23 protein-coding genes are annotated in these 19745 nt (G+C 41.4%); 5 read left to right on the top strand and 18 right to left on the bottom strand.

What is annotated here, in order from left to right:
- Nucleotides 1-30 precede the first annotated feature (30 nt).
- Entirely contained in the window at nucleotides 31-1218 is a 1188-nt protein-coding gene (locus tag SGLY_RS06580; RefSeq protein ID WP_013624492.1) for an aminotransferase-like domain-containing protein, read from the top strand.
- 119 nt (nucleotides 1219-1337) lie between these two features.
- On the opposite strand, the gene SGLY_RS06575 is transcribed toward SGLY_RS06580, so the two are convergent.
- From SGLY_RS06575 to SGLY_RS06550, 6 genes are all read right to left on the bottom strand, one after another.
- Nucleotides 1338-2594, bottom strand: coding sequence for an erythromycin esterase family protein (locus SGLY_RS06575; RefSeq protein ID WP_013624491.1), 1257 nt, complete (start codon nucleotides 2592-2594; stop codon nucleotides 1338-1340).
- A 57-nt stretch (nucleotides 2595-2651) separates the two neighbouring features.
- Complete coding sequence (locus SGLY_RS06570; RefSeq protein WP_013624490.1) at nucleotides 2652-3143, bottom strand: DUF6773 family protein; 492 nt, start codon at nucleotides 3141-3143, stop codon at nucleotides 2652-2654.
- Nucleotides 3143-3340 (bottom strand): helix-turn-helix transcriptional regulator, encoded by a 198-nt coding sequence (locus SGLY_RS06565; protein ID WP_013624489.1) that lies wholly within the window; start codon nucleotides 3338-3340, stop codon nucleotides 3143-3145. The genes SGLY_RS06570 and SGLY_RS06565 overlap by 1 nt, the downstream gene beginning before the upstream one ends.
- Nucleotides 3341-3935: 595 nt before the next feature.
- A complete protein-coding gene (locus tag SGLY_RS18115; protein ID WP_169312017.1) occupies nucleotides 3936-4091 on the bottom strand; it encodes a hypothetical protein in 156 nt (51 codons plus the stop codon).
- Between the two features lie 141 nt (nucleotides 4092-4232).
- Nucleotides 4233-6446: an ATP-binding cassette domain-containing protein gene (locus SGLY_RS17075; RefSeq protein ID WP_013624488.1), complete on the bottom strand. Its 2214-nt coding sequence runs from the start codon at nucleotides 6444-6446 to the stop codon at nucleotides 4233-4235.
- Nucleotides 6443-7024 (bottom strand): MptD family putative ECF transporter S component, encoded by a 582-nt coding sequence (locus SGLY_RS06550; protein ID WP_013624487.1) that lies wholly within the window; start codon nucleotides 7022-7024, stop codon nucleotides 6443-6445. Before SGLY_RS06550 ends, SGLY_RS17075 begins: the two co-directional genes overlap by 4 nt.
- Before the next feature lie 134 nt (nucleotides 7025-7158).
- On the opposite strand from SGLY_RS06550, the gene SGLY_RS06545 reads away from it, so the two are divergent.
- Complete coding sequence (locus SGLY_RS06545; RefSeq protein WP_013624486.1) at nucleotides 7159-8124, top strand: helix-turn-helix transcriptional regulator; 966 nt, start codon at nucleotides 7159-7161, stop codon at nucleotides 8122-8124.
- 497 nt (nucleotides 8125-8621) lie between these two features.
- On the opposite strand, the gene SGLY_RS06540 is transcribed toward SGLY_RS06545, so the two are convergent.
- The 4 genes from SGLY_RS06540 to SGLY_RS06525 all read right to left on the bottom strand — a co-directional run bounded on the left by SGLY_RS06540 (nucleotide 8622) and on the right by SGLY_RS06525 (nucleotide 11733).
- Nucleotides 8622-9062: a GyrI-like domain-containing protein gene (locus SGLY_RS06540; RefSeq protein ID WP_013624484.1), complete on the bottom strand. Its 441-nt coding sequence runs from the start codon at nucleotides 9060-9062 to the stop codon at nucleotides 8622-8624.
- A gap of 72 nt (nucleotides 9063-9134) precedes the next feature.
- Nucleotides 9135-10031, bottom strand: coding sequence for a helix-turn-helix transcriptional regulator (locus tag SGLY_RS06535; protein ID WP_013624483.1), 897 nt, complete (start codon nucleotides 10029-10031; stop codon nucleotides 9135-9137).
- Between the two features lie 518 nt (nucleotides 10032-10549).
- Nucleotides 10550-11194: an oxygen-binding di-iron domain-containing protein gene (locus tag SGLY_RS06530; RefSeq protein ID WP_013624482.1), complete on the bottom strand. Its 645-nt coding sequence runs from the start codon at nucleotides 11192-11194 to the stop codon at nucleotides 10550-10552.
- Nucleotides 11195-11466: 272 nt separating this feature from the next.
- Nucleotides 11467-11733 carry a hypothetical protein gene (locus SGLY_RS06525; protein ID WP_013624481.1) on the bottom strand — a complete coding sequence of 89 codons (267 nt, stop codon included), beginning with the start codon at nucleotides 11731-11733 and terminating at the stop codon, nucleotides 11467-11469.
- Nucleotides 11734-11842: 109 nt separating this feature from the next.
- On the opposite strand from SGLY_RS06525, the gene SGLY_RS06520 reads away from it, so the two are divergent.
- Entirely contained in the window at nucleotides 11843-12775 is a 933-nt protein-coding gene (locus SGLY_RS06520) for a helix-turn-helix transcriptional regulator (RefSeq protein ID WP_013624480.1), read from the top strand.
- Nucleotides 12776-12902: 127 nt separating this feature from the next.
- Here SGLY_RS06520 and SGLY_RS17070 read toward each other — a convergent pair whose 3' ends face one another.
- Nucleotides 12903-13682, bottom strand: a complete 780-nt coding sequence (locus SGLY_RS17070) for a MerR family transcriptional regulator (protein WP_013624479.1) — start codon at nucleotides 13680-13682, stop codon at nucleotides 12903-12905.
- A gap of 516 nt (nucleotides 13683-14198) precedes the next feature.
- Between SGLY_RS17070 and SGLY_RS18110 the strand changes: the two genes are divergently transcribed.
- Entirely contained in the window at nucleotides 14199-14408 is a 210-nt protein-coding gene (locus SGLY_RS18110; RefSeq protein WP_013624477.1) for a hypothetical protein, read from the top strand.
- Between the two features lie 93 nt (nucleotides 14409-14501).
- The gene (locus tag SGLY_RS06500) at nucleotides 14502-14909 is read left to right on the top strand and encodes a VOC family protein (protein WP_013624476.1); all 408 of its coding nucleotides are present in this window, start codon (nucleotides 14502-14504) and stop codon (nucleotides 14907-14909) included.
- Nucleotides 14910-15166: 257 nt separating this feature from the next.
- Here the strand turns inward: SGLY_RS06500 and SGLY_RS18635 are convergent, their stop codons facing one another.
- The 7 genes from SGLY_RS18635 to SGLY_RS06465 form a co-directional block, all read right to left on the bottom strand.
- Nucleotides 15167-15523: a hypothetical protein gene (locus SGLY_RS18635; RefSeq protein WP_013624475.1), complete on the bottom strand. Its 357-nt coding sequence runs from the start codon at nucleotides 15521-15523 to the stop codon at nucleotides 15167-15169.
- A 110-nt stretch (nucleotides 15524-15633) separates the two neighbouring features.
- Nucleotides 15634-16692 carry a DUF4179 domain-containing protein gene (locus tag SGLY_RS06490; protein ID WP_013624474.1) on the bottom strand — a complete coding sequence of 353 codons (1059 nt, stop codon included), beginning with the start codon at nucleotides 16690-16692 and terminating at the stop codon, nucleotides 15634-15636.
- Nucleotides 16640-17191 (bottom strand): RNA polymerase sigma factor, encoded by a 552-nt coding sequence (locus tag SGLY_RS06485; RefSeq protein ID WP_148228089.1) that lies wholly within the window; start codon nucleotides 17189-17191, stop codon nucleotides 16640-16642. Before SGLY_RS06485 ends, SGLY_RS06490 begins: the two co-directional genes overlap by 53 nt.
- Before the next feature lie 458 nt (nucleotides 17192-17649).
- A complete protein-coding gene (locus tag SGLY_RS06480; RefSeq protein ID WP_013624472.1) occupies nucleotides 17650-18072 on the bottom strand; it encodes a pyridoxamine 5'-phosphate oxidase family protein in 423 nt (140 codons plus the stop codon).
- 90 nt (nucleotides 18073-18162) lie between these two features.
- The gene (locus tag SGLY_RS06475; RefSeq protein ID WP_013624471.1) at nucleotides 18163-18522 is read right to left on the bottom strand and encodes a winged helix-turn-helix transcriptional regulator; all 360 of its coding nucleotides are present in this window, start codon (nucleotides 18520-18522) and stop codon (nucleotides 18163-18165) included.
- Between the two features lie 118 nt (nucleotides 18523-18640).
- Entirely contained in the window at nucleotides 18641-19261 is a 621-nt protein-coding gene (locus SGLY_RS06470; protein ID WP_041445124.1) for a hypothetical protein, read from the bottom strand.
- A 62-nt stretch (nucleotides 19262-19323) separates the two neighbouring features.
- A complete protein-coding gene (locus SGLY_RS06465; RefSeq protein WP_013624469.1) occupies nucleotides 19324-19566 on the bottom strand; it encodes a prevent-host-death protein in 243 nt (80 codons plus the stop codon).
- Between the last annotated feature and the right edge of the window lie 179 nt (nucleotides 19567-19745).

Here is a 19745-nt window from a genome sequence, read left to right as displayed (position 1 = left end):
ATAAATATGGATGCTAGTGGAGGCAAATTTATGGATTTTCAAATGGCGAGAAGAATGTCTGATATAAAGGCTTCTGAAATAAGAGAAATCCTGAAGATAACGGAGAAATCGGAAGTCATTTCATTTGCAGGGGGCTTACCTGCGCCTGAGCTGTTTCCTGTTGAAGAAATCAAGCGGGTTAATAAAATGGTTTTGGACAGGGACGGGCAAAGGGCCTTACAATATTCAACGACGGAAGGGTTTAGGCCATTGCGCGAGTGGATTGCCCATCGTATGAACAGTAGATTAGGAACATCTTTTGATTGTGATAACATTCTCGTTACGCATGGATCGCAACAAGCACTTGATTTATCTGGAAAAGTGTTCCTTGATGAAGGCGATGTGGTATTTTGCGAAAGTCCCACTTATTTGGCTGCTATCACCGCATTTAGAGCTTACGGCTGTTCATTCATAGAAATTCCTACAGATGACGAAGGCATGATTATTTCCGAACTCGTAACCCAACTTGAAAAATGTGAAAATGCCAAACTGCTTTATATCATACCTGATTTTCAAAATCCCACGGGCAGAACGTGGAGCCTTGAACGCCGCAAAGAGTTAGCTGATATTTCAGCACGTTTTGGCGTTGCCGTCGTTGAGGACAATCCTTATGGAGAGCTTCGATTTGAAGGAAAGACCTTACCGTCGGTAAAATCTTTCGATATAGCCGGAAATATTCTTTGTACAGGTACGTTTTCTAAAATATTTTGTCCTGGATACCGTATCGGGTGGATCGCAGGTGATAAAAAGATAATTCGTCAATATGTGCTCGTAAAACAAGGAACCGATTTGCAATGTAATACCATTGCACAAATGGAGATTTCCAAATATCTTGAGCTTTATGATATTGATGCGCATATTAATAAAATTCGCACGATTTACAGAAAAAGGCGGGATTTATCAGTTCAAACCATGGAAGAGGTGTTTCCAACCGGAGTTTCATTTACAAGGCCACAGGGGGGCCTTTTCGCTTGGGTGGAATTGCCCGCTCATATAAATTCTCGTGATGTCCTTGAGAAATGCCTGGAACAGAATGTGGCCTTTGTTCCCGGCGGTTCATTTTTCCCAAATGGAGGAAAAGAAAATACATTTCGGATCAATTTTTCTAATATGTCCGAGGAAAAAATAGTTGAAGGACTTAACCGTTTAGGGGCCGTATTAAATAAATTCATTGATTAGCCTGGAGTATAAGCAAGATATTACAGATTTCATTAATTTAACCGCTCCTCTTTGTCGTCACATCGCATTATCTCACAAACAAAAATTGCAACAGCCCCTGGTACGACGAGATCATTATTTTATCCGCAAAGTGTTGTCGGAGAAACCTTTTTGAAAACAATCATTCCATCAAATGTATCATTTGGAACAATGGTTGTTGTATAAAAGGATTTCAAAAGTTTTTGCCAACCGGAAATTCCTACGTTTAACGTCGTAATCTTTTGTTGTCCGTCCAAAAGTTTTTGCCAATTTTCATCATCAATCACTTTTGAGAAGTCAATATAGTAAAAATTTCTCTCAACATTGTAGAGTAGACTATTTAATTCATTTCGATTTTTAACTTCCATAACACTAAAATTCCCATTATTATCTTGTGAATTAAATTCTGTATCTTCTGCGTCTGTCCCAATCGCAAAGTAGCTTTTTCCTATGTCTTTAGTCAGTAATTCTCCCAAGCAAGTGTAGCCGGAAGTTGAGGTTTTCCCAATATGGCCGTTATGGCCATTAATAAAAAGTACACTATCATCGCGGTGCTGTAAAAACCAGTTTACTTTTTCAGACATATATTTATCCCGCAAGGAGTTATAATCGGAATTATTGCTTAACAGTATTTCGCTACATTCATAGATTGTATTTGCGCTTTCCCTTGCAAAATCAAAGGCGGTTTGCCCAGAAATGGCTGCAATATCTGCTTTAGAAGCATCCATTTCTTTCAACAATCCTAAAACATCTGTTTTAGACTTATACAAAACATCTGCGCTTAATGTCAACCTTGTTTCATCAGTTAATTGTGAAAGGGACTTATATTTTTTACTTAGCGCCGGTGCAGCCACATCTAATACGGAAAACAGGTATTCCTTGTTGTTATCGTATCGCTGTATATCCATTCCATAAAAATGCAAGTCTTTTCCCTCGGGAGCGTCTTTATTATAGGAACGCATCCAATCCACCAAATTAGCCATTTCATGTGTGTGATAAATATTAAAACCAATTTCTCCAACAACATCTTTAGCGGTTCCCTCTGCTCCATGAATATAAGCGTCTACCTTTAATGCTCCGCCAAAGTCGCCTTCAATAATGAATGTTCGACAGCCATTGTTTGCGACTAATGCCTTGAATACTTCTGCTTTCATTTGTTGATATTCTTTTGTGCCGTGGCTTGCTTCTCCAAGTCCCACAACCTGCACATTTTCAGATACAGTCAAGGTGCTGATGTCTGTTTGTAAGACAGATAAATCGGCTGATACTGCGGCTGTTTTATTTTCACACCCTGCAAGCAGGCTAACGCTCAATATTGCCATTATAATAATACTTAAAATCCATTTTTCATTTTGCATATCACCCCTCCAGTCCCTTCTTTTCTGTAACGAAGGAAACGTGATTGGTTAAAACAATCAATCCTGTTCATCTTCTTCATTTAGTTTTTTCTCAATCCTTTGCTGTCCTTTCCTATTGAACCAATATAGAAGAGCAAATACAACGGAGATAAAAACAGCTACAGAAATAAAAGTAATCACGAACACTGCAATAAAAAGTCCGTCGAATACTCCAGTGTACTTATCACCGTATAGGGAATAATTTCTTATTCCATTTATAATGCTTATCGCAAGGCTTAAAGCTAAAACAGCCGATACTATTAATGCCTTTCCACCTTTAGACGTATTCATAAAATTGTATCCGACCACCATGCTCCTTACTGCAATGTAAGCTGTTGATAAAATAATAATACCGAGTTCAACGGCATACTGTGAGAAAGACATATCCATCACATAGCATTTAATAAAAACAGAAGCAGCCGCAAGGAATAGCACTACAAAATAGGCTTCACTTTGAATCTTGTTGTTTAATTGTAAGACACGTTCATCTTTGATTTTTTTGATTTTCATTATGGTTCCTCCCAAAATAAGTCGTTTAGATTTTTATGAAGAGCTTTACATATCGCAATGCAAAGTTTCAATGTTGGATTATAATTCCCGGATTCTATCAAACCAATAGTTTGCCGTGTGACCCCAACAATATTAGCCAAATCCTCCTGGCTCATATCACATTCAATTCTGGCAATTTTGAGTTTCTTGTTTTTCACGGAAGTACTCCTTCCTTCTTGATGATTAAATTATACACTATACATTACTAAATGCAAACTATATATTGCACAAAACCGGTCAAGCCATAAAAGCAACATGAGAGCAAAAGGAATATCAAGGAACCAGTTAGCAAACTAAATGCACATTGCCTCTCGGTATATCGTGTCCATTGAAAACAGCGGTCAGCACCCAAGTTTTCAAATCTTTTACGAGCTTGTCACGCTTTTAGACGTATTGGTCCACCAATCTTTTTTCAATAAAAGAAGCAGACAAACTCACGCTAGCGCAGACAGCTTGATCGTATGATTGACCGTAGCCGAACAACGGCAAAGGCAGACAGCTTAATCTGCTGTCTGCCTCAACCAATACCCACGGTTCACAAAATGTCCCTATGGATATGCTCCTAAGTCCAACCTGCTTTTTCTTATGGACACCGGAATATAATTTGCAGTGGTAAGAATTACCTACTCAACGCAAACCCGCATGAAAAGCGGGTTTTAAGACACTTTTTGAGAAGTTAGGCAATAAAAGATGCCGTATTTAGCTCTGTATTTAGTTTTGTATTGAGTTCTGCATTGAGCTCAGTAATAAGGTTTAGTATGGATGAATTCCATAGAAATCTAATCCTGCTTTTTCATCAAATCCAAACATTAAGTTTAAATTTTGAATGCCAACCAGAGCTCCTCCTTTACCGATACTATCAAGCACACTATAAACGACAATTCGGTTTCTTTCTTCATCAATATCCAAACCGATATGACAAAAGTTTGTTGCTGAAACAGCAGCAACCCAGGGATAAGGAAGATAATTTTACTGCTATTCCAACAGTTCCTTATAAAAAGACAGTTCAAAAATTCTGATGCCATGAATTCAGGGGATATTGATTGAATCTTATAAAGGCCAGGTGACAAAATGATTGATCCATGCCATTGCTGTAAGCAGAAGAACGGTTGCGGCAAGCATGACAAAATCCGAAATCCTCAGCCGCATGGACTTGTAGGAGGTTTTCTTTATTCCGGAGTTTATTCCTCTTGTCATACAGGACGCTGAAAGCTCGTCCGCTATGGTCGAGCAGCGCATCAAAAGAGGAACAAGCTGGTATTCCAACTGCTGCAAGGGTGAAGCAACCCAGCTGATTATCCCATACCTCAAACCTTTTGCGTTGAGGCAATCCCGAATAGACCCCATTTCCATTTGTATGGTGGGAATAAAACGCAGTGTGACGGCCAAAGGGAGAACAACTTCCTCGGGTAAAACGGACAACGTCTTGATGAGATCGGTTATTTCGGTGGATTTGTAAAAAACGGCCGCACCTGTCACCAGCAGTATCATTCTGTAGATCATCTCAAAAAGAGTTCCCCAGGTTGCCTGCACGTCGAAAAGACCGGTCAAAGAAATGTTAAGAGTGGAAAACAGGGTAAAAGCCGCCAACATGCCGAATCCAACGCGGTATTCCTTCATGGAGGCCAGGATAAACGTAAATACCATGAGAGGAAGTAAAAGGGATAGCCATGACTGAAATATAAAGGCGGAAATCCCTATTGCGGCAACGGCAAAGAGCTTTGTCAGAGGGTGAAGAGGCTCTCGGCCGGGTTGTTTTGACACCTGCTTTTTCAGGGCATTTCCATTTCCATACATGCACTGGTAAAGTTCCTGGCCGTTTATGACTTTTTCATCTCTGACGATACAGCCGTTTTCCAGCTTAATAAAACGCGAACAGATATTCAGTAAAAATTCGTAGTCATGAGAGACAACCAGTATGATGGCGCCGGCGACGGCTTTCTTTTGAATGGCCCGGCTGACTCTGCGCATGTTTTCATAATCCAGTCCACTTGTGGGTTCATCCAGTATCAGGATCTTCTTATTTTTTACGAGAGCCGAAGCGATAACTGTCCTTTGTTTTTGCCCGCCCGACAATGAGCCTGGATGGCGCGCTCGGAGTTCAGTCAAGCCCAAAGCCTCCAAAATGTCCTCAATCTTTTGACTTTTATTTTTATCATCCCAGCCTAAACCGATGTCGTCCTCCACGCTTTCTGTATAGAGTTGATAGTCGACATCCTGCAGCACAACATGGCTGTTTCGTGAGCAATCTTTTCGGTTCTGAAGTTTTCCATTCAACAGCAGCCGGCCTGCCCTGATCGGCAGCATGCCCGATATCAGCTTGATCAGAGTTGTTTTGCCCGTTCCGTTTGTTCCGGTGATGCCAATGATTTCACCGCTATGCGCAAGGAAAGAAAGCCCTCCTATAACATGCTGATTTTTACGATAGAAAAAATAAACTCCGTCGAGCTTTAATTCCGAAGCTCCCACATGGAGACTCTCATCCGAGGCCGGCTCCTGATTTGACAACGGCTGCTGTTTATCAGGCCTCAGCACGATATCCCGTAGGCCTAACGAACTCAAGAATCCTGCTGGAATGGATAAAAACATATTGGCGGAGATCTCCGCCGATATCGTTCCCCGCTCCAGAACCACAATCCGGTCCGCAACATCCTTGAGATAATGCAGCCGATGTTCCGATACGATAATCGTGATCCCTTTTCGCTTCATTTCCCGCAAGATCCTGGCAAGTTCCAGCGTGGTCGCGCAGTCCAGGTTGGCGCCGGGCTCGTCCAACACCAAAATCCGGGGATGAAGGGAATAGGCGGAGGCCACCGTGATCTTCTGTTTTTCTCCGCTGGAAAGGCTGAATAGGCTCCTCTCCTTTAAGGATTCCATATTCAAATCAGTAAACGCTGCCTCCAGATTATCGCGGATTACATTCCTGTGAAAACCGAAATTTTCCATGGCGAAAGCCACTTCGCTGGTCGTATTCGTCGTAAAAAACTGCGATCGGGGATCTTGAAACACGCAGCCGCAAATCGGCTGATTCCACAGCTCTTGGCCCCGCATCCTTTTCCCGTCTATCCAAACCTCTCCCGAAAGCTCTCCGTAATAAAAATCGGGAATCAGGCCGTTTATAATCCTCGTGACAGTCGTTTTCCCGCTTCCGCTTTTCCCTGCAAGAACAAGGCATTCGCCTTTTTTGATTTCTAAATTCAAGCCGTTGAGAACATATTGGGATTCCCCCTCGAAACGGAACCGAATGTCTTTGAGCCGTATCACGATACAATACCCGCCTTGACAAAGTGTTTTTTCAGTATCCGGCAGCCGAGGGCTCCGCCAATGGCGCTGGCCGCAAGGATGATAAGGGTTAAGAGCAAAACGATCGGTCCCGTGATCCTGTCGGCTGCAGCCTGTTTATGCGCCAGCATATTCCCACTGTAAAACGATAAGTAGAGCTTTGTGAAAAACAGCATGAAAAAAATCTGACCATAATAAATGCCAACCATAAAAATCCCATAAGCTGTGACCAACAGTTTCTTCGCGCTGAAGTTCCCGCAGATCATATCTGCAATAAATCCGAGCAGAGGGATGATCACAATAGATGCGTACAGGCCCAACATAAGTGAAAACACGATCCCCTGTACGATACCCGATATCAGAAATACGCCTTTTTTCTTAACCTTCATTACCATAAGCAGATAAATGGCCCCGCTGATGAGTGCCGCAATCGGCGTGACCCCGAAAACATGCAGCACGGGAACCCCCGATGTCGCTACGCCGATCGCAAAATATAATGCAACCGCCACCGCGTTAAATATCCCGATGTTGATCAGATCTTTTTTATTCAGTGCCTTCATATAAACCCTCTCCCGTATTATAATAGGTATAGTTAGAAAAATCTAACTATGCTAAGTATACAGATTGGATGCTCTGTTTTTCTATCCGAAAGTTTACTGTTTTATATCCCAATATGATCTTTTTTGGAGGGGCCATGAAAGATTATCACATCATCCACAACTCGACAGAGTTCTACGAATACTTGCTGTCCATAACCGGTGGGCAAAAAAAAATCACACAATCAGGCTTTTTATATTCCGGTGAAACGTCCTTACTCAACTATGAAATAGAGCGCTTGATATTCACGCCCGGATTTGAGACAGCTTTTCAAAAGCTCATTGCAAAAGAACCTTTTGTGATCCGCTTTATTCCTCATTACGAAGGAATCGAGCTGACGGTCTTTTTTGAGGATGAGCATTGGCGACGATTAAAGAGCATACGATGCCGGTTGATGTTTTTATTTGAGGACAAATCCCTGAATCAAAAACTGGAATATTGTATCGTCCCCGGCTACCACTATGCGCTCAATATTTATCTGGAACGGTCCTGGTTATATAATTTTCTGGATATAAGAGCATTTTTCCCCTACAAGTATGCGGACGTCTTTGCTTATATTCCCGATCATGAGGCGGAAAGATTCTGGCCCGCATTATCCGAGATGAAAAGCGTTGAAATGAACGGAGCCTCAAAACAGATATTTCTGCAGGCGAAATCAATGGAATTGTTTTCTCTCGCGCTTGATTTTATTGCCGAACAAAAAACGGATCACCAAGCTCGCGCGCTTCATATGCGGAAAGAGGATATTCTTTCGCTGAGAAACATACACACAGAGATTGAAAATAATTATATCGATCCACCGACATTAAAAGAGCTATCGCGAAAGTACTGTGTGAATATGCGCAAACTGACCGAAGGATATAAGCAACTGTATGGCACCACCGTTTACGAATTTGTTATCTCCTGCCGCATGAAGCGAGCCTTGTTCTGTCTGCGCAATTTGGGTCTCAGTGTGTCTGAGGCTGCCGTGGAGGCGGGATATGTCCATCTGAGCCATTTTATAGAAACCTTTCGCAAATATTACGGTTTCTCTCCAGGAGAAATCAAGTGCCAAGCAAAATAAAAGAAGAAGGACGCTGTCTTGCACATGGAGAGCAGCTCCCGCATCTCGCTTCATGCTCTAAATTATCCGGAATTAAAATCACCTCAAACCTGCCATTGCACCAGCCGATATCTTCAATCTCATATACATCATCCAGCTTTTGTTCGGGTACCCACCTCTGAAGTGAGGGGGGGCTCTGTGTTCCATCTTTTCCTGCTATGAAGCTGCCTAATCAAGGCAGTCTCGAACCGGATTTCTTGCTTCTTTCACATGCCCGGGATAATTTGTAAAAGCAGGCTCCAGCAAATGCTTTTCCAACTCCGTTTCCAAATCCCCTATTTTCATTGGTCTGCCTCCTTTCTCCTCCGGGTCCACTCTTTCCAGAAAACCTGATAACCGTCCCAGTCTATCGCATTCTTTGGCAGGACCTCGTGATTTTCCGTCAAATCAGGCGGCCTTCCACGAAATGGATTTTTTCTTGATTGTTCCCGCTGTAGCCGTCCAACTGTATTAACTCCTTATTTTAGCGCAATGTAAATTTTAATGTCCGCAACGCCGTTATTGTTGCTCAGATATTCTTCAAAATCGCCGGAAAAGCTTCTGTCTAAAGGCATAGCCCAGATTTTCTCCCATGCGTCCGCCACGTCTTTTACAACATCGCCTTTAACACTGAACACAGCATATTGTCCGGCGACAATTCGTTTTTCGGTCAACTCGGGGTTGCCGTTTTCCATAACCTCACAGCCGACGGTAACGTCATAGGAAGTTTCATCGTAATCCGAATAAAGCCCGATACAATAAGCATTCGCTTTGTTCTTTATGGATTCCCAAATGCCATCGCCCATAAACTTTTGCCATAAGCCACCGATGATTTTTACGCAGTCGGGGTCATTATTCCCTGTTCTTGCTCCGGTACCTACTACGATTTTCTCTTTCAATGTAACGATTTCATAATTCATTATGATTACCTCTTTTCATTTTTTGAGTATAACCACAGTATAAACGAAACAATATGACAACAGAATGTCATATTATAAATAATGATTTAAGGAATTTTCCAATCTGCGTTTCAACTTGGAAATGGCCTCGTCAGGAGAAAGGATCGTACAGTGCTCGCCGAAGGAAGCTGCATAAGTACAAGCCGTACTGATATCTGGCAAATAGAGCTCACATATAAAATCGCCGGTTTCAGTTAATTCATAATGACTCATTTCATCATAAACCCGAAATGCCATCTCTTTTGAAATCAGCATCTTTGTCTTTATGAAAAACGTGCTATCGAATTTTTGATTCTCCAGCACCTTGACGGGAGCTTTCATCTCAAATCGTTTCTGGGTTACAAAAAGCTCGGTGATTCTTCTCAGTTTAAAAAAGCGGTAATCCTTGCGCATGGTGCAAAAACCGTAAAGATACCACGCCGCCCCTTTGAACGCCATTTTCAGCGGCATAACCTCACGAGGCAGTTTTTCAGCCTTTCCGCTTGCGTAAAGGAAGGTGACAACGTATTTTTCGATAATTGCGGTTTTCAGCATGGAAAAATACTTCGCCTCATTTTCAAAATAGCCCCAAGAAGAAAAATCAACTTCAATCCAGTCCGTGTTTTGTCCGCCCAGCATACTGCTAAGCTTGTCAAGCGCCGTTTTGTTATTGGCCAGACTTACTGCGTCGAACGCCCGCATAGAGGAGAGAATTTCGCTTTTTTCTTCCTCGGTGAGGAATGTTTTATTTAGGACAAAGCCCGGCAAAAGGGATATGCCGCCACCTCTGCCCTTCCTCATGTAAATAGGCACACCTGCCCGAGAAAGCATTTCCACATCACGATATATGGTTCTCACCGACACCTCAAAACGCTCGGCAAACTCCACAGCGGTTACGGTATGCTTTTCCAAAAGTATATATATAAGCTCAAAAAACCGGTTGATCTGCATAAAAATCTCCATTCTGCCGCTACGCGTCCGCACAAATAGGAATGAAAGAAGGTGCGGGCTGGCAGTGTTTTTTATTGGCAATGGGCGTACGCCCATATTTCTGCCATATTTTTTTACTTCCGGAATGTTACACTTTTATTTTGCCATAAACACAAATAGAATACGAGGAAGAAAGTGGTTTTACATATCCGCAACAGCATCCCGATGCAGAAGCTGAGGTTATGCCTTTCGGGATATCCCTTTGGTAGGGTCAAATGGTACCATGGCGCTCATTATTTGTTATGTGAGGGTTACACAAGGATAGAGACAATATGACAGGTGAACTGGGGCTTAGTTTTCTTGTCTGCAATCTTATGATTAGCATGTCATTTTTCCCCGGCAACTTAAGGTTGAACTGATTCAGCAGCAAAAAATATGGTTGCATATTATGGGATCGAAGTGTACGGCGTTTTTTACTTTCTCTCCCAAAGCAGTGAAAGGCAGCAGAAAATGCCGCCTTTCACTTGATTTCATCCTTATTATACTATCTTCAAACATGCACCGTGGCCGGATGCGACAAAGGCGGGGCTGAGAGTATTTAAATCGTCAATCAGCTTTTTTTGTACGTAAGGAACGGGAATTTGCTCTGCTCCGCTGGCCTTCAGCGCATCTTCCCAAGTGGTTTCCATAACCTGCCCGTGAGTTTCGCCCATGCTGAACATCAGGTCGCTACTGAAAAAGATGCCACGTTTCTTTTCCATGAACAGAACGCCTTCCCACAGATGCATTTCAGCGGAGGGATAAGCGATTACCTCAAATTCAAAATCCTTTCCGCTCAATGTATCGCCCGGTTTTTTTATTTCAACCTTCTGTGCGATGCCAAATCCCCAAAGCTGCCGCGCCGTGACCTCTGAACAAACAGCAACGGCGTTCGGGTATTCCTTCAAAACCAATGATAGACCGCCGCACTCATCCGATTCAAAGTGTGAAATGAGAATGTATTTAAGCGGGCGATCACCCAGCAGCTCCTTGAGCATGGGCAGGGTAGCTTGTGCCTGCGGCACAGCGCCGGTTTGGATAAGAACAGGCTCCTCCGTGTTTAATAAATATTGGTGCATGGAAAGCTTGATCGGCTCCAGCACATCGGTAAACTGATACAGATCGGGATAAATATTTGTCATCATTGAACTCTCCTTTGTTTTGATACAATTATACCCCACGATTACTGTCAGCTATATGTCAGTAATTTTGGGGCATAATCAAAAACTTTTTAGGTTGTGGCTGCAAAAACTATATCTTATTTGGTAAATCCTCAATGGCTTCTTGCAAAATAGTTTCCACTTCATTTGGTCTGGCATCAAGACCTTCAGCCGCGATGCAATGCCGACCACGCTGGTTGCTTCGATATCATTCTTTAACATCGACGGGAAAGTCATATCCCAATATGGAGCGGCGATTACAATACAATTTGCTTCTGATATTTGATGCGCGTATTTGAACATCTCGTCCGTGAATTCGCCATTGTGGGAAAGAGCCAACCGTTTTCCCAGGTTTCAGAATTGAGTGCCTGGATATTCTCTTTCTCTAAAACCAGCTCTGTTACAGAATATCCCGCTTTTTCTTTAAGCAGATTTATCAACTCTCCGGCTAAACGGTTTATGCGGGATGTTTCTCTGTTCACACACGCATTGATAAATAATAGGTGAGGATTGATATTTGTCATTCATGAATACTCCTTTGCTTTATGATATTTTCATTATACTCAAGATAACTGACAGCTATATGGCAGTAATTTGCGGTATACTAAACTAAAAATAGCTTGAGGGTTTGATATGAAAATAGATAGACTTGTTGCAATTATTATGGTGCTCATGGAGCGGGATGTTATTGGAGCTTCCGAGCTGGCGGATATGTTCGAGGTATCCCTACGCACAATCTACCGGGATATTGAAGCCATCGGCAAAGCAGGAATACCCATCGTGTCCTCTACCGGCCCCGGCGGCGGAGTGGGCATTATGGATTCCTACAAGATGGAAAAGCGACTGTTTTCTGCTTCCGATATTACAACGCTTCTCATCGGACTTGGACACATAAAGAGCAGTTTTCCCGGTGATAAGCTGGTCAATACTTTAGCAAAAGTGCGCGGAATGATTCCCCAAGAAGAATATAAACAAATAGAAATGAAGGCAAATCAGATTAAGATAGATTTGTCTCCGTGGTATGGAAAGGGCGTCCTTCCGCAGATATTGGACACGGTACGAATTGCGCTGGATACACAGCGGGTTATTCGATTTCAATATATCACAAGAAAAAGAATTGAAAGTACCCGTGAAGTAGAACCATGCCGCCTGCTTCTAAAAGATATGAACTGGTATCTTCAAGGCTATTGCCGTATTCATCAGGAATACCGCACTTTTAAGCTGATACGCATGAAGCATGTACAGTTGCTTGAAGAAGCTTATGAGCTGCATAATATACCTATGGAACAATTCGATCACCACGGTTTTCCTAATGACGTTAAGGAAGTGGTTCGGCTCCGCGTTGATGATGAGATATGGGAGGATATGATTGCTTTCTTTGGCGATGAAAGTCTTGTACCTGATGGCGACAGGCATTATATCGTTACAACCCGGCTGCCGGTAGAAGAAGCTACGGCACGCTTGCTTATCGGATACTGCGATCATTGTGTCTGTCTGGAACCAGAGAGTATGCGAAAGCTGATCAAGGAACTGCTCAGAAGAACATCTGTACTCTATTTTGATTGATTTCAGAATGTGACTTTTCCAGCTGCCTGTAGGGATAAAAAATGCCCACAGTAAATGGACTGTCCAAAAACAATTGTCCAATTTACTGTAGGCATTCGAAAAGAAGAATAAAACGATATGTGTTCACTTAAAACAGAAAGTGTAACCAGAAATTCAGAATCAGAACAATCAACAGAACAAAGACTGCAGCCAGAATAGTAATACAAATCGTTAGAAGCGTTTTCTCTAAAATAGAAGCTATCTTAGGATGCGTTTTACTTAAAATATAAATCGGCAGCAGTATCGCCGAGCCAATGGCAAAAAGGACAAACGGATATAAAAAGCCTTCCAGGAAAGTGCCTGAATGCCATATAAACTGTTTGGCAATACCACGTACCGCACACATAATCAGGACAATGATAAGCGCAAATTTGATGCCATATCTTTCCTTGGCCCCGTTAAAATTATGAAAAAAAACATATTTCCACATATTCCCGAAAATAAGCAACTCAAATGATAGGTAGTCCTTGGCGATATCCTTAAAGAACCGTCCCTGTTTTTCTTTTTGCTCAATCATCTCCAGATAGCGAGACTCATCAAACCCTTGGATATCAACGTGTTCTTTTGTTATCTGCTCACAGATATCGAGAGCTCCCTGCAGGGATTCAATTTTCCTGCTCAATACGTCTCTCTGTTTTTTAACGGCTTCTTCCAGAGAAACCGCTCCTTCAAAAATCTCTTTGATCTCCGCTACCGGGATATCTAATTTACGCAGGATAATGATGCGGTTCAGGGCTTTTAAGTCTTCCGAACTATACTCACGATAGCTGTTTTTGCCTCTATCAGGATTTAAGAGACCTTCTTTCTCATAAAAACGTATATTGGCCCTTGTGATTCCGGATTTTTCTTCCAATTCTTTAATCGTCATAATATAAATGCCTCCCTTCACTGCCAATGATAAGGTGTGAAGTTTGTTTACAGTCAAGCCTTTTTTTATTCCTTTCGGTATCTCTCCGGAAAGTAAAGCATTGAGCATAGGAAATAACGGCGGATAGAGTTTTTAGACTATGTGCTTTATAATATCAAAAAAAGGCATTCCAAATATAGATGCCATTATCTTGTCCGTCTAAACACCTACATCTTAAAGGAGAGATGCTATACGGAAGATTACTCATGATAAACGGTCCGGCGTTAACCCAAATCCGGACCGTTCTGCTGGAGGTCATTCTTCATTCCCGGTTGATCCGAATAGCAGTAATCCAGGAGAGCCGCCACTTTCTCCGGTACATGGTCGAAATTCACATGGTGATCCCGCTCGACAGAAACGGTGTACCAGTAATCGCAAGGGATATACACGGTTGACCGGTACTTGGATTGCTCAGGCTTTATGTTTTCTCCACCCTGTTCGATGCCGCCCCTTTGGCGTTAAAAAGAAGGTGCCCCAATGTTCGCCGAAGGACTCCAGATCAAGCGTGACGATGCCCAGTCCCATATGACCAGTGTTGCGTCCTCTATCTGCCTGGTCCGGAGTTGCCGTTTTTTCGGACAAGGTCGCCGACAGGTTGGTTCTGAGGATGCCGACGAGTTTCTCCCGGTTTCGTTTACGTTGATTTATGGCATAATAATAACGAAACAACCTCATAGTGTGGTTTAAGTTTGTTAGCCATATCCTATTCTTCATATAACGCACGAGCAGGAATTAACTAGCCTAAGTGTTTTAACCTGATTTATGAGAGGAAGGTTATTCATGAGCAGAGAAAGAGACAATCGCCCTAAAATCAACATGATAAACATTGTCATTGACTGTGCTGACGCAGGAATAATGGCTGATTTTTATAGCAAGCTTTTGGGGTGGGAGTGGACCCATCCGCAGGAAAATGGATGGTCCGCCATTACCTCTCCTACAGGCTCAGTGATTGCTTTCCAAGAGGTAGAAGGCTATGAACCTCCTGTTTGGCCGTGGCAACCAGGTAAACAAGGGCAAATGCTTCATCTTGATCTATGCATGAACAACCTTGAAGAAGGTGTTAAACACGCGCTTGAATGTGGTGCGACAGAAGCTAGCCAACAGTTTTTCAGCACATCCAGAACCATGCTGGACCCTTCCGGTCATCCTTTTTGCATCGATACTGAAGACGAGGAGGCAGAACAATGAGTTGTTCTATACCCCAGAATGCCAATGGAACAAATCTAAGTTTGCAGATTAGGTTCTGGGGATAACACAAGGATACAAATTCCTGTTTGTTGAGTTGACCCACTATTTTTAATACCTAAATTTGCAAGCTTCAATAAAAGGAGAAAAGTCATTCCATGACGGGAGAACAGCAAACCTCCCTTCGCAACTAAATAAGACTCTTGTCGGTATCTTGACGGCAGTCTTGAATGTCATAAACATAAACCACATTTGGTATTTTAGGGTATGTAAATCGGACAGCTTTTTGGGCTGCCCGCAAGAAATGCAAGGGATTCATCCAATTCCGAATAAAGTCTCTCCACTGCCGAAACACTGACCCGTGCAAGAAATTCAACGTGTGAATACATACAGCGATATGCGGCATCGGCAACCTGCACCGAATATAACTTCCTCAAAACTTCTTTGCCGATGATAGCCTCGTGATTATTTTGCATAAGATACATCAATTTGTTATACACATCCAGCATGGATAATTTTTTTTCATACATCTCTACACTCATGATAACCATATCGCCATAGCCGTTCTTGGTAATATATCGGCTCTGCTGTCTCTTTGCACATTTGAGAGATTTCACTTGTCTTTTTCAAATCTCCAATCGGAATAATTTTAGGCATAGTAAACAATCATAAAAATTCTTGCTGTATCCTCCGTATCTTCTTTTCATTTGTATAAACACTTCATCTACTATTGAGAATATTGCATTGCGAAAGGGATAGACAGTCCGTTTAGTCCGCCATCTGCTTTAACAGTTAAATTGCTAAGTGGTTCAGTGGGCGGTGTATATTTGGCCGTAATCTTGATGATATTGCTGTTTCCATTTCTCTGTGCCTTCGAAATGGTTACAATGCCACCAGAAAGTCTATTGCCCGCTTGATCATAAGCCGCAAGTTGCTTCAAATGAGGTGTGCTTGCATCGATAATTGTAAGTGGTTGTTTTAGTTCACAGTCAATCTCGATTTCACTGGGCGCTACCATTACTTTTTGTACAGTGAAAGTGATGCTATTAAAGGTCTTAGTTATCATCGGTTCAAATACTTTTGTTGCGTTTTTTACATCTTTTGAGGACAATGGAACTATGAAATTCCATTGTCCTGTTATATTGCCAATTTTAGTAATAGAAACTTCAAGGTTGAACTGATTCGGCAGCAAAGAATATGGTTGCATATTATGGGCATCGAAGTGTACTATCCCCGCGTACTTGCCATCCGCTGTCGGCTCAAACGTACCTCCATCAAGGTTATAAAGTTTACGTGTTCCATTAATCGATATCTGCATATCACTTGTGCGAATTATAGGGCTTTCTGTAACGTTCGAGCTGAAAGATGCAACCATGTCAAAAGCGAACTCATTAGGAGCACAATACGCATTGTTAATTGTTAAGGTAATTCCATTATTGGAACTAACTTGGTTCACTTTGATATCAAAACCTTGTGTAACAGCTTGTCTTACTCCTTTTGGTGATAATGCTGGGTTCTCTAGCAGGTTATATGCCGTGTTGATAAGTGGTATTTGAGATAGCATACTTGCTATAGCGGGGGAGACAAAGCCGGATGCAAAGGTGCCTCCCATCGCCAAAACTGTGATGCTTGCGACTACACCGCATCTTTTGAGCCACGAACTTTTATATTTTCTGGTACATTGCGTTTGATTTCTAATTGCTTTAAAAACGTTTTTTGTCATTTCCTCTTGATTAACGGAAATGTATAGTGGCTTTGTCTCCCGAATAAGATCCTCCAAATTCATTTTGCTCACCCTTTTTTTTTAATTCCTCATATAGTTTATTTCGACCACGAACTAATCTCGTTCTTACTGCACCAGAATTAAGGTTTAGTATATCTGCGATTTCTTGCACTGAGCGTTCCTCGAAATAAAACAGGACAATCGGAGTTCTATAGGTTTCAGGAAGGGATAAAATTGCCAGGTGTACTTCTTGATGCCGAGAATTCTGAAAATATTCATCCTCTGCACTCGGAGTTTGTTGTTGAGGAAAATTTTCAAATGTAACTTGCCGCCAACCCTTTTTCCTTGATACGTTATGACACTCGTTAATTACTATTTTCATAAGCCAAGAAAGAGGATTATTAGGGTTCCTTAAACGCCGTATTGACCGATATGCATTTATGAATGCCTCTTGAACAACATCCTGTGATAGTGTCTGATCACGAACATATGTGTATGCCAAATATGTTAAGCGTTCCGCATACTGCTGTATCCAAAACTCTAATTGCTCGTCGCTATTCATGAGATTCACCTTTCACCTCTTTTCAAAATATAAGACGCAGTTTCTTTATTAAATGTTACAGGCATTACATATTTTCCCTCCCTAACCGCTAAAAGTTGAAAAGCTCATTTCTTGGTAGGGGTAATACCAGCATCCGAGTCACCATGTGCAGATTTTAAAAAAGCTGAGTTAAAAGTTGACAACCTCGAGAAAAACTTATAAGAGCTGAAGTTATTAAGAAAACAGAAAAAGTTAATGAATTGTTTTTAAAAGAGATTGAAAAACACAAAAACCTGCTTTTCTCCGCTAACGATGAAGAGAGAAAGCAGGTAGTTCAGACATCCATTGATTTTGCTTATATTTTTAACAATAATCCAGTTGAAGGAATTAGTATCGAATTAAATGTTAAGGTTACTAATGAGAATTTAGGTAAAAAAAGATGCCATCGTCTTTCATTCCATATATGCTTAATCTACATACTATTCAATAATAAAGTCCTCGGAATGAAAGTTCGAATAATATCGGCCTGATTGAGCGGTAAATTTCAAAACACAATAATCGGGATCGGTAGCTCCTTTGTGGTAATACATTGTATCGCCCTCCTGCCAAATCATTTCTTTACTTTCGATGTCTTCCAGCACTTCCATAAAGCCTTTCAGCATAGCCCCCCGAAAAAATCGTTTGTCGCAAAAATAAATACATGCTTTAGGGTTTTCACGATATTGAGCCACACGCATTGAAGAAGTATTGGTTGTAAAGTAGAAAGTTTTAATCCCTTCACGTTTTCTTGGGGACAGCATGGCTTTTGTATAAGGAAACCCCTCAACATCTATAGAACTTATAAATGAAACGTTCTGTTTATCAATCAAATCTCCAATTGTTTGTGCTGCATTTTTCAACATATTACATTCCCCCTAAGAAATTACCTATTCGTGTAAATTGTAATATGTGAAAGCGCATAAATAAATTACCCACTTTTTTGTGGGTATTGATTAACCGAGAAAGCCATTCTTTTTTAGAACATCCTCCATACCGTTTTCTTTCATGAGCTCGATTCCTACGCCCTGCATAATTGTAACAGCTTCAAGCAGTTTCTGGCCTCGTCCGGTTAAGGAATATTCTACTTTTAAGGGGTATCCCTCAAAAGACTGCTTGGCAATCATTCCGTAATCAAGCAATTCCTTTAGCTGTTCCAAAAGCATTTTCTGATTAATTCCTTTTATGTCACGCTCAAGCTGTGATAATGAACTTTTTCCTTTTCCAAGCTGCCATAAAATAATAGGCTTCCATTTACCCTTTGTTATGTCATGTGTCAGCTCCAAAGGGCAGGTATATTCATCCCGTATTTTCATTTCTCCCCCTAAGAATTAATAATCTGCGATTAATCTATCATAAAAATAATAAAAACAAAGGGCACTTCCACGAGGGTTCAAGTCCTCCTGCTTCATTTTTACGTACATTTTTAGGAAGCTAAATTTGTTTGTCGGAAAAAGTTAATGTCAAGGCTTGAACTAAATCCATATCCTCAAACTTCGCCGGTTCAAAATAGTCTTGCACGGAATAACTTCTCATAGTCGTACCGCTGTCATATACCATAAGCGCGACTGGAATTTCTTTATTAAGCTCGATTACTTGAAACTCTTCTAAAAAAGCCTTAACTGATGCTATAGCTTCGGTTTCCAATGTAATTTTCTTTGTTTTGTATGAAGCTTTGCCACTGCTATTGATAATAAAATCAATCACATAATCTTCTCTTAGCGCCATTGTAAAAATGCCCTTTAAATTTTCAACAGGCTCTCTCTCCTTGCCTATTGAAATTGCCCCTCCATCGGTATTGTTCCATTTGCCATCGTCACCAAGACAATAAACATTTACACTTAGAGTAATTGCTTCGTCAGGTGCACTAAACTCTATAATTTGAGATTCGTTTCTCAAGCCAAAAGAATCCAATAAATACGTTTCCTTCTCGGTTAATTCATAAGGTGCAATTCCTTCTTTGGACAGCGGTCCATTATTTTCCGTCTTGTTTGCGCAAGCACCTAATGATAATGAAAAAAGCGCTATAATAATTAGGAATAATAACTTTTTCACAATTTGTTTCTCCTCGTATAAAGCACTGTGCATCAGCACAATATGCGGGACACTCAACCGTTTCATTTGGCCAGTTCCTCGAATGCGGCGCGGTGCTTGGTAATCAGTCGGCTGGCGACGCTTTTCACATCTTCGTTATCCGTTACCTGCTCGGCCTGGAATTGGCTGAATTCGGTAATAATATAACGCGGCACATTATTTTTCAAAATAACTGCTACACCATTCTCATCAACCAGGCGGGTCACCTTGGAGAAATTCTGGTTGGCCTCGGTAATGGATACCAGGCTATTTGTGTTAATGTTCATTCAGAGCACCTCCTACTTTTTATATTATATGCAAAATAGGATAAATACAACCTATTTCATCACTCAAATAATATAGAAGAGGAACAAGACTTACAGAAAAGTTGTTTAAGAATGCAAAAAGCCTTGAGATGCACAAAATACTTGTGCCTCAAGGCTTTGATCCCCTTATATTCACTTAT

Source organism: Syntrophobotulus glycolicus DSM 8271 (genome assembly GCF_000190635.1).
GTDB classification, from domain to species: domain Bacteria; phylum Bacillota; class Desulfitobacteriia; order Desulfitobacteriales; family Syntrophobotulaceae; genus Syntrophobotulus; species Syntrophobotulus glycolicus.
This window is presented reverse-complemented; position numbering and strand designations above follow the sequence as displayed.

What these genes read in the sequence shown, in the direction of transcription:
- SGLY_RS06580 (WP_013624492.1), top strand. Translation starts at nt 31, where the DNA reads ATGGATTTTCAAATGGCGAGAAGAATGTCTGATATAAAGGCTTCTGAA.
- SGLY_RS06575 (WP_013624491.1), bottom strand. Translation starts at nt 2,594, where the DNA reads ATGCAAAATGAAAAATGGATTTTAAGTATTATTATAATGGCAATATTG.
- SGLY_RS06570 (WP_013624490.1), bottom strand. Translation starts at nt 3,143, where the DNA reads ATGAAAATCAAAAAAATCAAAGATGAACGTGTCTTACAATTAAACAAC.
- SGLY_RS06550 (WP_013624487.1), bottom strand. Translation starts at nt 7,024, where the DNA reads ATGAAGGCACTGAATAAAAAAGATCTGATCAACATCGGGATATTTAAC.
- SGLY_RS06545 (WP_013624486.1), top strand. Translation starts at nt 7,159, where the DNA reads ATGAAAGATTATCACATCATCCACAACTCGACAGAGTTCTACGAATAC.
- SGLY_RS06540 (WP_013624484.1), bottom strand. Translation starts at nt 9,062, where the DNA reads ATGAATTATGAAATCGTTACATTGAAAGAGAAAATCGTAGTAGGTACC.
- SGLY_RS06535 (WP_013624483.1), bottom strand. Translation starts at nt 10,031, where the DNA reads ATGCAGATCAACCGGTTTTTTGAGCTTATATATATACTTTTGGAAAAG.
- SGLY_RS06530 (WP_013624482.1), bottom strand. Translation starts at nt 11,194, where the DNA reads ATGATGACAAATATTTATCCCGATCTGTATCAGTTTACCGATGTGCTG.
- SGLY_RS06525 (WP_013624481.1), bottom strand. Translation starts at nt 11,733, where the DNA reads ATGACAAATATCAATCCTCACCTATTATTTATCAATGCGTGTGTGAAC.
- SGLY_RS06520 (WP_013624480.1), top strand. Translation starts at nt 11,843, where the DNA reads ATGAAAATAGATAGACTTGTTGCAATTATTATGGTGCTCATGGAGCGG.
- SGLY_RS17070 (WP_013624479.1), bottom strand. Translation starts at nt 13,682, where the DNA reads ATGACGATTAAAGAATTGGAAGAAAAATCCGGAATCACAAGGGCCAAT.
- SGLY_RS18110 (WP_013624477.1), top strand. Translation starts at nt 14,199, where the DNA reads ATGTTCGCCGAAGGACTCCAGATCAAGCGTGACGATGCCCAGTCCCAT.
- SGLY_RS06500 (WP_013624476.1), top strand. Translation starts at nt 14,502, where the DNA reads ATGAGCAGAGAAAGAGACAATCGCCCTAAAATCAACATGATAAACATT.
- SGLY_RS06490 (WP_013624474.1), bottom strand. Translation starts at nt 16,692, where the DNA reads ATGAATTTGGAGGATCTTATTCGGGAGACAAAGCCACTATACATTTCC.
- SGLY_RS06485 (WP_148228089.1), bottom strand. Translation starts at nt 17,191, where the DNA reads ATGAATAGCGACGAGCAATTAGAGTTTTGGATACAGCAGTATGCGGAA.
- SGLY_RS06480 (WP_013624472.1), bottom strand. Translation starts at nt 18,072, where the DNA reads ATGTTGAAAAATGCAGCACAAACAATTGGAGATTTGATTGATAAACAG.
- SGLY_RS06475 (WP_013624471.1), bottom strand. Translation starts at nt 18,522, where the DNA reads ATGAAAATACGGGATGAATATACCTGCCCTTTGGAGCTGACACATGAC.
- SGLY_RS06465 (WP_013624469.1), bottom strand. Translation starts at nt 19,566, where the DNA reads ATGAACATTAACACAAATAGCCTGGTATCCATTACCGAGGCCAACCAG.